This window comes from Methylorubrum salsuginis (assembly GCF_900114375.1).
GTDB lineage: Bacteria > Pseudomonadota > Alphaproteobacteria > Rhizobiales > Beijerinckiaceae > Methylobacterium > Methylobacterium salsuginis.
In genome coordinates, this window is sequence record NZ_FOSV01000002.1 from 214885 (window position 1) to 226865 (window position 11981).

Below are 11981 nucleotides of genomic sequence, written 5' to 3' on the forward strand. Positions count from 1 at the left end.
CTGAGGCGGGCCAAGTCATTTCTGGAGGCGCTGCATCGTCTGCAGCTATTAAGACGGACGATGCGTGGAGATGTTTAATCCAAGAAAGCGGTTTTGGCAGATAAATATTGCCTTGGGACTATTCTATGCCAGTCATCTTGTTTGTTTAATCCATGTATCTGGTATGCCAGCTTTGTTCGGCTTGCGATGATGTGCGCTGGCGCAGGCCGCGCGCCGAAAAGGGCCGCTTGCGACGGACGATTTCCTCGGGCGGCGTCCCAAAGTTGCGACGGGCACGAAAAAGGGCGGGAGGTCGAACCTCCCGCCCCGCGGATCGTGCTGGCGATGTCGATGGGCCGCTGCAGGGCATCGGCGCGAAGGGGCGGCTTTCGGAAAAAGCCGACGCGCCCCAGCGATCTAAGGCATCGTCCCGGACCTCAGGCCCAGGACGCGATCCGTCAGGCCTCGCCCTCGTCGAGGTCGTCCGCCGTCGGCTTGGCGTTCTCGAGAATGCGGTCGGCGACCAGTCCCGAGTTCTGCCGGATCGACGCCTCGATCTTGTTGGCGATGTCCGGGTTGTCGCGCAGGAAGCCCTTGGCGTTCTCGCGGCCCTGGCCGAGGCGTTGGCTGTCGTAGGAGAACCACGCGCCCGACTTGTCGACGATGCCGGCCTTCACGCCGAGATCGACCAGCTCGCCGACCTTGGACACGCCCTCGCCGAACATGATGTCGAACTCGACCTGCTTGAACGGCGGTGCGACCTTGTTCTTGACGACCTTGACGCGGACTTGGTTGCCGATCGCCTCGTCGCGGTCCTTCAGGGTCGAGACGCGGCGGATGTCGAGGCGCACCGAAGCGTAGAACTTGAGCGCGTTGCCGCCCGTCGTGGTCTCGGGGCTGCCGTACATCACGCCGATCTTCATCCGGATCTGGTTGATGAAGATGACCATGCAGTTCGAGCGCGAGATCGAGCCCGTGAGCTTGCGCAGCGCCTGGCTCATCAGGCGGGCCTGGAGGCCGGGCTGGCTCTCGCCCATCTCGCCCTCGATTTCGGCCCGCGGGGTGAGGGCCGCGACCGAATCGACCACGAGCACGTCGATGGCGCCCGAGCGTACCAGCGTGTCGGTGATCTCCAGGGCCTGCTCGCCGGTATCGGGCTGCGAGATCAGGAGGTCGTCGAGATTGACGCCGAGCTTCCTCGCATAGACCGGATCGAGGGCGTGCTCGGCATCGACGAAGGCGCAGACGCCGCCCTTCTTCTGGGCCTCGGCGATGGTGTGGAGCGCCAGCGTCGTTTTTCCCGAGGATTCCGGCCCGTAGATCTCGATGACGCGGCCCCGCGGCAGGCCGCCGACGCCGAGCGCGATGTCGAGCCCGAGCGAGCCGGTGGAGACGGTCTCGACCTCCTGCACCTTGTCGGACTTGCCGAGGCGCATGATCGAGCCCTTGCCGAAGGCCCGCTCGATCTGCGTCAGCGCCGCATCGATCGCCTTCGCCTTGTCCTTGTCCGCAGCAGCCATCGTCGTGGATTCCACCATCTTCAGCGCAGGCTGGGCCATCGCGTGAGGCTCCTTATGCATGGGAGGGGCGCGAGGCTCAATGCGCCCGGGCCGATGCATTTCGTACTTGTTTTGTTCTTTTTGTGCAAGAGCGGCGTCGGCCGGCGGCGCTCATTCCCTCGGGTGTGAGCCCCTTTTCCGCGCCGACTTGGTGTCTTTCACAAAACGCCCGCTGCGCCGCCGCACCCGGAGAGGGCACCGGCAGTGAGCGGGCGCTTTGGAAAGCACTCTTGTCCCACCCGGATCGAGGCTGTCCGATCCGGTGAGGCGCGCGCTTCGGGGGAGGGGGCGGGCCGTCAGGCCGCGGCCAGCGCCTCGGCGATGGCCGCGAGCGCGGCGTCGGCGCCCTTGCCGTCGGGGCCGCCGGCCTGGGCCATGTCGCGGCGTCCGCCGCCGCCCTTGCCGCCGAGATGGCCCGCGCCCGCCCGCACGAGGCCGACCGCGTCGTAGCGCCCGATCAGGTCCTCGGTGACGCCGACGACGAGGCCGGCCTTGCCGTCCGGCGCGACGCCGACGATGGCGACGATCCCCGACCCCAGGCGGGTCTTGCCCTCGTCGGCGAGCCCTTTCAGGTCGCGCATCTCGACGCCCTCGACCACGCGGGCCATCAGCTTCACGCCGTTGACCTCGCGGGCCTCGTCGCCCCCGCCGGCAGCACCGCCCATGGCGATCTTTTTCCGCGCATCCGCCAGTTCCTTTTCCAGGCGGCGGCGCTCCTCGATCAACGTCGCGAGGCGGTCCGGCACGTCGGCGACCGGGGCCTTGATCAGGCCGGCGAGCTGGCTGAGCGTGCGGCTCTCGGCCTGCCGATGGCGGCGGGCCGCGTTTCCGGTCATTGCCTCGATGCGGCGCACGCCGGCACCGACCGCGCTCTCGCCGAGCACGGTGATCTGGCCGATCTGGCCGAGATGCGACACGTGGGTGCCGCCGCACAGCTCGATCGAGAAGTTCGGCAGGCGCCCGCCCTCGACCTCTAGCCCATCGTCGTCCACGGGCCGGCCCATGGAGACGACGCGCACCTCGTCGCCGTACTTCTCGCCGAACAGGGCACGCGCCCCGGACTCGATCGCCTCGTCCACCGCCATCAGCTTGGTCACGACCGGCGCGTTCTGGAGCAGCACCGCGTTGGCGATGTCTTCCACGCGGGTCAGCTCGGCCTCGTCGATGGGCTTGGGATGGCTGATGTCGAAGCGCAGGCGCTCGGGCGCCACGAGCGAGCCCTTCTGCGCGACATGGTCGCCCAGCACCTGCCGCAGGGCCTCGTGCAGCAGGTGGGTCGCCGAGTGGTTGGCGCGGATCGCGGCGCGGCGGGCGTGATCGACCTTCAGCTCGACCGCGGCATCGAGGGCCAGCGTGCCTTCGTCCACGGTCACGTGATGGACGAACAGGTCGCCGAGCTTCTTCTCGGTGCCGGTCACGCGCGCCTTGAGGCCGGGGCCGGCGATGCTGCCGGTGTCGCCGACCTGACCGCCGGACTCGCCGTAGAACGGCGTCTGGTTGACGACGACGAGGCCGCTCTCGCCGGCCTTGAGCGCCTCGACCTCGGCGCCCTCGCGCAGAACCGCGCCGACCACGGCTTCCGCGACTTCGGAATCGTAGCCTAAAAACTCGGTGGCGCCGGTGCGCTCCTTGATGCCGAACCAGACCGTCTCGGTCGCGGCCTCGCCCGAGCCCTGCCACGCGGCGCGCGCGGCCTGCTTCTGGCGCTGCATCGCGGCGGAGAACGCCTCCGTGTCGACGCCGATGCCGCGGGACTTGAGCGCATCCTGCGTCAGGTCGAGGGGGAAGCCGTAGGTGTCGTAGAGGGTGAAGGCGGTCTCGCCCGAGAGATTCTGCCCATCGCCGAGATCGCGGGTCTCGGCGTCGAGAATGGCGAGGCCCCGCTCCAGAGTCTTGCGGAAGCGTCCCTCCTCCAGCCGCAGGGTCTCCGAGATGAGAGCCTCGTTGCGGGTGAGTTCGGGGAAGGCCTGACCCATCTCGCGCATCAGCGCGGGCACGAGGCGATACATCACCGGCTCGCGGGCGCCGAGCAGTTCGAGATGGCGCATGGCCCGCCGCATGATCCGGCGCAGCACGTAGCCGCGGCCCTCGTTCGAGGGCAGCACGCCATCGGCGATGAGGAACGAGGTCGAGCGCAGGTGGTCGGCGATCACCCGGTAGGAGGCGCGCGTCGCGGGCTCCGGCGCCTTCGACACCGCATGCGCCACCGCATCGATCAGCGCACGGAACAGGTCGGTGTCGTAGTTGGAATGCACCCCCTGGAGGATCGCGGCCATGCGCTCAAGGCCCATGCCGGTGTCGATCGAGGGCCGCGGCAGCGGATTGCGCACGCCCGGCTCGATCTGCTCGTATTGCATGAACACGAGGTTCCAGAATTCGAGGAAGCGGTCGCCGTCCTCGTCCGGGGAGCCGGGCGGGCCGCCCTGCAGCGCCGGGCCCTGGTCGATGAAGATCTCGGAGCACGGGCCGCAGGGGCCGGTGTCACCCATCTGCCAGAAATTGTCCGAGGTGCCGATGCGGATGATCTTTTCGTCGCCGAACCCGGCGATTTTTTTCCACAGACCAGCGGCTTCGTCATCGTCGGCGTAGACCGTGACGAGCAGCTTTTCCGGCGAGAGGCCGAACTCCTTGGTGATGAGTTTCCACGCCAGCTCGATCGCGTCGGCCTTGAAATAATCGCCGAACGAGAAGTTGCCGAGCATCTCGAAGAAGGTGTGGTGCCGGGCGGTGTAGCCGACGTTGTCCAAATCGTTGTGCTTGCCGCCGGCCCGGACGCACTTTTGCGAGGAGGTCGCCTTCACGTAGGGGCGCTTCTCGACGCCCGTGAACACGTTCTTGAACTGCACCATGCCGGCGTTCGTGAACATCAGCGTCGGATCGTTCTTCGGAACGAGCGAGGACGACGGCACCACCGCGTGCCCGGCATCCCGGAAGTAGTCCAGGAAGGTCGATCGGATCTCGTTGACGCCGCTCATCGGATAGGCTCGGGAATCAAGTCGCGTCGGGAGGCCGGCTCGGGCGAGCGCGGCCGCATCCGGCCCTCATACGGGCCGATGCCGTGCGAGTCACGTCGGCACGTCCTGCGGAGATGCAAGCGACGGGGCGCACTCCGCTTCGAGTTCGGCGAGATAGCCGCGCAGCAGCGTGGCCCGCCGCGGCCGGAAGCTCGTGCCCGTCGCCGCCGCCGCGCGGATGCGGTCGATCCGGAACATCCGGTAGGCGCTGCGCAAGCCGCACCACGCCAGCAGCGTCATCTTGCTGTCGAGGTAGACGATGGAGAGCGGCAGGATGGTCCGCTCGGAGAGCGTCCCGTCCTTGTCGGAATAGTGGAGGGCGAGCGCCTCCTCGCGCCAGCATCCGCCCCGGATCGTCTCCATCAGCGTCTCCATGCCGGGCATCGTGGGAAAGCGCGCCTGGAAACGGCGGACGCGGGAGGCCGCATGGAGCAGGTGTTGCTCGGCCCGATCCGGCAGGGTCGCGGCGACCTTGGCGAGCACCGAGGCCGCCGCTTGCGCCAGCGCCGGGTCGCCCATCTGGCGCACTTCGGACAGGCCCAGCACCAGGGCCTCGATCTCGATCCGTTCGAAGGTCTGGGGCGGCAGGGCCACGTCCTCGATCAGGCGGTAGCCGTAGCCGCGCTCGCCCTCGATCCGGGCGCCGGCGGCGCGCAGCGCGTCGATGTCGCGATAGAGCGAGCGCAGCGAGACGCCGGTCTCCTCGGCGAGCCGCGCGGCCGTGACGGGCGCGGGCAAGACGCGCATGGCGTGGAGGAGGCGGAACAGACGGTCGGTGCGGGCCATCGGGCAGCTGACGGAAACTGGCAGGTGGGGTGGGCTACATCACGACGCGCCGAACGGCCAAGCAGGAGCCCTCCGATGATCACGCTCTACCACTCGCCCAACAGCCGCTCGACCCGGATCGCCGGCCTGCTGAAGGAGCTCGACGCCCTGGACCGGGTCGCCATCGAGGTCGTCACGATCCAGCGGGAGGACGGCAGCGGCGCGCGCGATCCGCGCAACCCCCACCCGGACGGGAAGGTGCCCCTCCTCGTGCACGACGGCAACCTGATCTGGGAATCGAGCGCGATCATCCAGTATCTCGCCGAGCTGTTTCCCGAGGCGGGGCTGAACGTGCCGGTCGGCGATCCGCGCCGGGGCGCCTACCTGAGCTGGCTCGCGTGGTATGCCGGCGTGGTGGAGCCGGTGCTGGTGCTGCAATTCCTCGGCATCGACCATCCGGGGATCGCCAAGACGTTTCGGACCCACGACGACCTCAAGGCCCGGCTCGCCGCGGCGCTGAGCGACCGGCCCTATCTGCTCGGCGACCGATACACCGCCGCCGACCTCCTGCTGCACTCGCCCTATGCGTGGTTCGGCAAGCCCGGCGTGCCGGAGATCGATGCCTGGGTCGAGCGCTGCATGGACCGGCCGGGCGCGCGCTTCGCGGCCGAGTTCGACGCGAAGCACGGCGCCTGAGACCAATCGGCGATGATCCTGACGCATCGCCGATTGCCCCCGCGAGGGCGGGGCGGCCGCCCTCAGTAGTTGACCTGCAACTGCGCCCGGAACAGGTCGCCCTCGGCCCGGCCGAGGCGACGCTCGTCGGCCTCGCGGCGGTTCATGCGGGCATAGGCCAGGGTGATCTCGATCGGCTTGATCGGCTGGAACTCGATGCCGACCTCGACCTCGTCGGTGTCCAGCGCCGGCGCGTTGGTGCCGACCTTCCAGCCGCCGCGATAGGTCTGCCAGCGGGCATAGGGCATGAACGGCCCGACCCAGGAATGGTCGACCTTGTACATCGCCTGGACGTAGCCGCCCTCCAGCGGCTTCGTCGTGATCGCCTGGGCGACGGGGTCGAATTCCGGGCCGCGGCCCCAGTTCCACTCGGCCTGGAGGCCGAAGGGCTGGGGATAGAGGATCGCGTGCAGGCCGACGCGGGCGTCGTCGAAGCTCGTCGCGGTGACGCCGCCCGCGCGGGTCTCAGGGTTGAACCGGTTGTGATAGGCCGAGGCGCCGACCTCGAGCACCTGATCCTTGAAGGCCGAGCCCAGGCCGTCGAGCGCGAACGGCCACGTCACCATGCCGGCGACCATCACGCCGTTGTTGCGCTCGATCCGGTTGATGGTCTGGCCGTTGTAGACGCCGAGGCCGAACGCCCCGTAATTGCCGAACAGCTTCTGGCCGCCCTTGGCCAGCCGATCCCAGATCCGCTGCACGTGCCACGGCGTGAAGTAGTAGGTGATGCCGATGTCGCGCTCGCCCGGGATGCCGCTGTTGATCGCGTCCGAGCGGTCGAGCGTCAGGCGGTTCTGCGAGGATTGCAGGTTCTCCCAGCCATAGGGCACCTTCTGCTGGCCGAAGCGCAGCTTGGAGCGCCGCTCCTCGTCGAGGAAGACGTCGGCGAAGGCGTCTCGCAGCTGCGCGAAGTGCTGGCGCGGCTCGGGGCCGGCCTGATTGTTCACGCTCACGGCGAAGTCGGGCTGGATGTAGAGGAACACCCGCTCGTGGATGTCGCCCTGGATGACGAGGCGGACACGGCGGAAGGTGAAGTTGTTGGCCTGGGTGATGCCGCCGTCGTGGACCGAGCGCAGGCGCGAGACGCCCGCCGGCGCGGTGTCGTCGCCGGACAGGAACTCGTTGACGCGCAGCTGCGTGTAGCCGCGCAGCGACAGCCGCTCGAACCAGGTCTTCGGACGCTTCGGCTTGTCCGGATCGTCCGCCAACAATTCGGGCGCGGGCGGCAGCAGGGCCCGCCACCACACGTCCGGCTCGTCCGCGACGGCGGCCTGACGGGTGTTCAGCGGCGGGTTGACCGCCGATTCCACCGGCCGGCCCGCCGCCGGCAGGGTGCCGGCATCGCTGCGCACGGCGATGCGGGCGGGCTTTGGCTTCGGGGCGGCCCCGCCCGGACGGCGTGCCTCGCGCTCGGCGGACTGCGCCCGGATCATCGCCTTCAGCTCGTCGATCTGCCGCTGCAGCTCGGCCACCGTCTGGGCCTCGGCCGGTGCGAGCGGCAGCATCAGCGCCCCCAGTCCCAGCTTCGTCGCAAGGAGATGTCGCTTCATCGCTCGGCTTTCCCAGGCCGCGCGGCATCCGACGCCACGGAGTATTCCCGTAACGGCCGCGCTTCATCCGGCGCGCCGATAGCATTCGGATAATGAGCGAGAAAGGTTTCGGAGAACAAAAACTAAGAAAATCGACGTCATAATAAGTATACATACTTTATTTCGATAATAATCCCGGAAATGTCGGAAAAATAGCGTCATAAAACCTTCATGCGGTGGCGATCGACGGAGGATGGCGTCCACCCGGGGCGCGGCGCACGCCGCCATCGACGCGGCGAGGCCAGGGGCCTATCACGGCGCCATGACGCGCCTGCGCTCCGATTTCTGGGTCTCGGCCCATCTGCGCCGCCTGAACGACGCGGGCGTCCCGGCGGTGCTGCGGCGGCGGGGTTCGGCGGAGGCGGGGGCGATCTTCGTGAAAGTGGACCGGCTCGACGGCAGCGCCGACCTGTTCGGCCCGGCCCCGCAAGCTCTCTTCGACGCCGAGGACAGCGGCGAGCGTCGCTTCAGCCGGCTGATGGCGGCCTTGCCGTCCTACGAGGTCGAGGAGCGGCTGACGCGTGAAATGCGCTTCGATTCCGATCTCTGGATCGTCGAGATCGACGACGCGCAGGACCGCCACGCGCTCCCGCTCGCCGAGTGAGGCTTATACCGAGCGGCCCGGAACCGGACCGATGGTCCTGTTCGGTGCGTTAGGCGGACGCACGCCGCCCCGCCGTTGCGGGGGCCATCGGCGATGCGTTAGAATCATCGCCGATGGGTATCGGGGCTCAGTTCGTGCGGCGCAGGCGCGAGGGGAGGGCGGGGCGCAAGGCAGCGGCGGCGCGGGGCTTGGCGGTTTCCGGGCCGTGGAAGGGTCTGTGCTCCGTCGTGCCGGCCCGTTCCAGCACGGGGGCGCCGAGGATCGCCACCAGCAGGTCGCGGGCGCCGGCCCGGCTGGTCTCGCGAAACAGCGTCACGAGGGAAAAGACGCGATCGACCGAGCGCGCCACGGCGTCGTTGAGGGTGAGGAACACGAACACCGCCTCGCCCTCGCGCAGATCCGCGGCGCGGAGCGCCAGCGTCAGCAAGTCGTAGCGGGAGGCCGGATCGGGGGCGGCGCTCAGATAGTCCTGCGGCAGGCCGAGCCCCTCGCCCAACGTCGCGAGGAAGCCCGGCACGTCGCGGGCGTGGGAGCGCTCGACCAGGGCCGAGGCGAGGGCGCGGGGTGCGGCGGGGCAGGGGCGCAGGGCCGCGGTGGCTTCCACCGCCTCGCCGATCGCGCGGCGCGCCTCCGTGTCAGCATGCAGCCAGAGCGGAGCGAGGTCGGCGGCGGGGATATCGGGGCGGGCGAGGAGGATGCGGGCGAGGTCCGCGTCGCGCCGGGCGCGGGCGAGCAGCCGCTCCAGCGCCCGCAATCCGATCAGAACGCCCGGATTCTCGGCGAGTTGCCGGTCGGCCTCCGCCTGATCCGGGGCCGGGCGCGGCGGGGCGACGTCGAGGCCGCGGGCTCGAAGCGCGGCGCGCACCGCCTCGGGCAGGTCGGGGCAGCCGCCGAGCTTGTCCGCGACGATTCCCGCAGTCGCCTCGTCCACCGTCGGGATCAGGCCCGCCGCGAGCGATTCGAAGGCGTGGATCATCGCCCGGTCACGGTTGGGCGCGGCGACGAACATGTCGGTCTGCACCCGCAGGATCACGGGCTTGAGGTCGAGCGCGGGATCGCGCGACAGCTCGATGAGACCGGACAGGTCCGGCACGGCGGAGACCGATGCGGGCATGGCACTTCGTTGACGCGGAACGCTACTGGATCCGAGTAGAGCGGTTCTGCGTGAATCGACCTTTAAGGGCTGTGCCGTCCGCCTGTCCCGTAGCGGGGAGCGTCGGCCTCAGCCGTCGCTCAGCTCCACCGTGACCGGCACGTGGTCGGAGGGCTTTTCGAGGCCGCGCAGGTGGCGCTGGACCGAGGCCGAGACGAGGCGGTCGGCGGCCTGGGGCGAGAGCAGCAGGTGATCGATGCGGATGCCTTGGTTCCGCGGCCAGCAGCCGGCCTGATAGTCCCAGAAGGTGTAGAGCCCGGGGCTCGGGTCGCAGGCGCGCAGCGCCTCTGTGAAGCCCTCCGCCAGCAGCGCCCGGAAGGCCTTTCGGGTCTCGGGCAGGAACAGGGCGTCCTGGGTCCAGGCGGCCGGATCGGCGGCGTCCATGGGCTCGGGGATCACGTTGTAGTCGCCGGCCAGCACCAGGGCGTCCTCGGTCGCCATGAGGGCGCGGGCATGGCGGCGCAGGCGCTCGATGAAGGCGAGCTTGTAATCGTATTTCGGTCCCGGCGCCGGGTTGCCGTTCGGCAGGTAGATCGAGGCGACCCGCACCGGTGCGACACCGTCCCCGTGCACGAGGGCCTCGATGTAGCGGGCCTGCTCGTCCTGCTCGTCGCCCGGCAGGCCGCGCAGGAGTTGGGTGTAGGTCAGCGGCTGGCGCACCAGCAGGGCGACGCCGTTATAGGCCTTCTGCCCCAGCGTCTCGACGGCATAGCCCGCCGCCTCGATCTCGGCGCGGGGCAAGGCGGCGTCCTGGCATTTCAGCTCCTGCAGGCACACCACGTCGGGCCGCGCTTCGTCGAGGAAGCCGAGCAGGTGTCCGACCCGCTGCTTGATCGAGTTGACGTTCCAGGTGGTGATCCGCATGGGGCGAAGGCTCGATCGGCGGGGCCGGGAGCCGTCGTCATCGGGCCTTCGCGGTCCGCTGGCAAGGCGATCGGTGAGGAAGGCGATCGCCGGCACCGGCAGACACGGACGACCTCTCGGATCGTGCGGCGGCTGCGCGGGGCGAGAAGCCTGAACCCGCGGGCGCCGACGTTGGAGGCTCGACGAAAGAAATGAATCCCTCCTGGTTCGAGCCGGTACGGGCCTATTGCGAGCGGACCGACGCGGCGTTCTGGTCCGAGCCGGTGAATGCCGTGACCAACGCCGCCTTCCTGGTCGCCGCGTTGGCCGCGGCGCTCACGGCGCGGGGCGACCGGCCGGTGCTGGCGCTCTCCGGCGTGGTGGGCGTGGTCGGGATCGGCTCGTTCCTGTTCCACACGCTGGCCAACCGCTGGTCGATGCTCGCCGACGTGATCCCGATCGCGCTGTTCATCCACGGCTATTTCGGACTCGCACTCGCCCGCTTCTTCGGCCTCCCGGTCCGGGGCGCGGTGCTCGGGACGCTCGCCTTCGCCGGCCTCGGCTTCGGGCTGTCGCCGGCGCTGGACGCGTTGACCGGCCGGGACGTCGCGGCGCTCACCAACGGCTCGGCCGATTACGGGCCCGCATTGCTGGCGCTGCTCGGCGTCGGCCTCGCGCTGCGGAGGCGCGTCCCCTGGGCCGGCCGCTCGATCCTCGCGACGGGAGGCGTCTTCCTCGCCTCGCTTGCCTTCCGCACGCTGGATGCGCGGGTCTGCGCCGCCTTGCCGCTCGGGACGCACTTCCTCTGGCACGCCCTCAACGCCCTGGTTCTGTACCGCCTGCTCGCCGCCGCGGCCCTATTTGGGCGAAGATGACGGGCGATCCCGGCATCCTCAGATTCGCCGCTTTCTTCGGGCTTCTCCGCCGCGGCGTCCCGTCTCCCGCCCGTTCGGGCGCGGGCGAGCCGTGTTTGCGACCGGCGGGGTCTGACAACCGTGATCCGCTTCGATAACGTCTCGAAATTCTATTCCGTCTACGGCAAGCGACGCGTCATCCTCGACCGGGTGAATTTTACCCTGAGGCCGGACATCAACTACGGCGTCATGGGGATCAACGGCGCAGGCAAGTCGACGACCCTGCGCCTGCTCGCGGGCGTCGAGGAGCCGAGTCGCGGTCGCATCACCCGTAGTGGATTACGGGTGTCCTGGCCGATCGGCTTCTCGGGCGGCTTCAACTCGAAGATGACGGGCCGCGACAACGTCATCTTCGTCTCGCGCATCCACGGCGAGGATCCGCGCAAGGTGCTGGAATTCGTCGAGGACTTCGCCGAACTGGGCAGCTACCTCAACATGCCGGTTCATACCTACTCGTCAGGCATGGGCTCGCGTCTGGCCTTCGGCGTGAGCATGGCGATCCCGTTCGACACCTACCTCATCGACGAGACGCTCGCGGTCGGTGACGCGCGCCTGCAACGGCGCTGCAAGGAGCTGTTCGACATGCGGCGCCAGACCGCGAACATCATTTTGATCTCGCACTCGATGGAGCAGATCCGGCAGTATTGCAGTCAGGCCATCATCCTCGTGAATGGTCAAGCGATCATCTACGACAAGGTCGACGACGCGATTCTGGCCTATCGCCGCCTGAACGGCTGACGGCGGACACGGTTTCGCCGCGTGCCCGCGCGAAACCGTCTGTGGCGTCGATCCATCGCCAACGCAATCGAGGGCGCAACCGAGGGCG

At 68.9% G+C, this 11981-nt stretch carries 10 protein-coding genes; 4 read left to right on the plus strand and 6 right to left on the minus strand.

The window, feature by feature from the left end:
- Nucleotides 1-437: 437 nt before the first annotated feature.
- The 3 genes from recA to BM140_RS03760 all read right to left on the minus strand — a co-directional run bounded on the left by recA (nt 438) and on the right by BM140_RS03760 (nt 5338).
- Nucleotides 438-1517, minus strand: coding sequence for a recombinase RecA (recA, locus tag BM140_RS03750; RefSeq protein ID WP_425287041.1), 1080 nt, complete (start codon nt 1515-1517; stop codon nt 438-440).
- A 317-nt stretch (nt 1518-1834) separates the two neighbouring features.
- Nucleotides 1835-4513 carry an alanine--tRNA ligase gene (alaS, locus tag BM140_RS03755; protein ID WP_091942122.1) on the minus strand — a complete coding sequence of 893 codons (2679 nt, stop codon included), beginning with the start codon at nt 4511-4513 and terminating at the stop codon, nt 1835-1837.
- Nucleotides 4514-4603: 90 nt separating this feature from the next.
- Nucleotides 4604-5338, minus strand: a complete 735-nt coding sequence (locus tag BM140_RS03760; RefSeq protein ID WP_091942123.1) for a helix-turn-helix transcriptional regulator — start codon at nt 5336-5338, stop codon at nt 4604-4606.
- A 75-nt stretch (nt 5339-5413) separates the two neighbouring features.
- Between BM140_RS03760 and BM140_RS03765 the strand changes: the two genes are divergently transcribed.
- Complete coding sequence (locus BM140_RS03765) at nt 5414-6013, plus strand: glutathione S-transferase family protein (protein WP_091942125.1); 600 nt, start codon at nt 5414-5416, stop codon at nt 6011-6013.
- Between the two features lie 62 nt (nt 6014-6075).
- Here the strand turns inward: BM140_RS03765 and BM140_RS03770 are convergent, their stop codons facing one another.
- Complete coding sequence (locus BM140_RS03770; protein ID WP_091942127.1) at nt 6076-7602, minus strand: porin; 1527 nt, start codon at nt 7600-7602, stop codon at nt 6076-6078.
- 301 nt (nt 7603-7903) lie between these two features.
- Here BM140_RS03770 and BM140_RS03775 point away from each other — a divergent pair, with 301 nt between their 5' ends.
- The gene (locus tag BM140_RS03775) at nt 7904-8245 is read left to right on the plus strand and encodes a DUF1491 family protein (protein ID WP_091942688.1); all 342 of its coding nucleotides are present in this window, start codon (nt 7904-7906) and stop codon (nt 8243-8245) included.
- A 127-nt stretch (nt 8246-8372) separates the two neighbouring features.
- On the opposite strand, the gene BM140_RS03780 is transcribed toward BM140_RS03775, so the two are convergent.
- Nucleotides 8373-9359, minus strand: coding sequence for a hypothetical protein (locus tag BM140_RS03780; protein WP_091942128.1), 987 nt, complete (start codon nt 9357-9359; stop codon nt 8373-8375).
- 108 nt (nt 9360-9467) lie between these two features.
- A complete protein-coding gene (gene xth / locus BM140_RS03785; protein ID WP_091942130.1) occupies nt 9468-10262 on the minus strand; it encodes an exodeoxyribonuclease III in 795 nt (264 codons plus the stop codon).
- Between the two features lie 191 nt (nt 10263-10453).
- On the opposite strand from xth, the gene BM140_RS03790 reads away from it, so the two are divergent.
- Together BM140_RS03790 and BM140_RS03795 are read left to right on the plus strand one after the other, a co-directional pair.
- Nucleotides 10454-11116, plus strand: a complete 663-nt coding sequence (locus BM140_RS03790; protein ID WP_091942132.1) for a hypothetical protein — start codon at nt 10454-10456, stop codon at nt 11114-11116.
- Nucleotides 11117-11236: 120 nt separating this feature from the next.
- Nucleotides 11237-11893, plus strand: coding sequence for an ABC transporter ATP-binding protein (locus BM140_RS03795; RefSeq protein WP_091942134.1), 657 nt, complete (start codon nt 11237-11239; stop codon nt 11891-11893).
- Nucleotides 11894-11981: the final 88 nt, after the last annotated feature.

Coding starts and splice junctions, on each gene's coding strand:
- recA (WP_425287041.1), bottom strand. CDS start 1,517: ATGGTGGAATCCACGACGATGGCTGCTGCGGACAAGGACAAGGCGAAG.
- alaS (WP_091942122.1), bottom strand. CDS start 4,513: ATGAGCGGCGTCAACGAGATCCGATCGACCTTCCTGGACTACTTCCGG.
- BM140_RS03760 (WP_091942123.1), bottom strand. CDS start 5,338: ATGGCCCGCACCGACCGTCTGTTCCGCCTCCTCCACGCCATGCGCGTC.
- BM140_RS03765 (WP_091942125.1), top strand. CDS start 5,414: ATGATCACGCTCTACCACTCGCCCAACAGCCGCTCGACCCGGATCGCC.
- BM140_RS03770 (WP_091942127.1), bottom strand. CDS start 7,602: ATGAAGCGACATCTCCTTGCGACGAAGCTGGGACTGGGGGCGCTGATG.
- BM140_RS03775 (WP_091942688.1), top strand. CDS start 7,904: ATGACGCGCCTGCGCTCCGATTTCTGGGTCTCGGCCCATCTGCGCCGC.
- BM140_RS03780 (WP_091942128.1), bottom strand. CDS start 9,359: ATGCCCGCATCGGTCTCCGCCGTGCCGGACCTGTCCGGTCTCATCGAG.
- xth (WP_091942130.1), bottom strand. CDS start 10,262: ATGCGGATCACCACCTGGAACGTCAACTCGATCAAGCAGCGGGTCGGA.
- BM140_RS03790 (WP_091942132.1), top strand. CDS start 10,454: ATGAATCCCTCCTGGTTCGAGCCGGTACGGGCCTATTGCGAGCGGACC.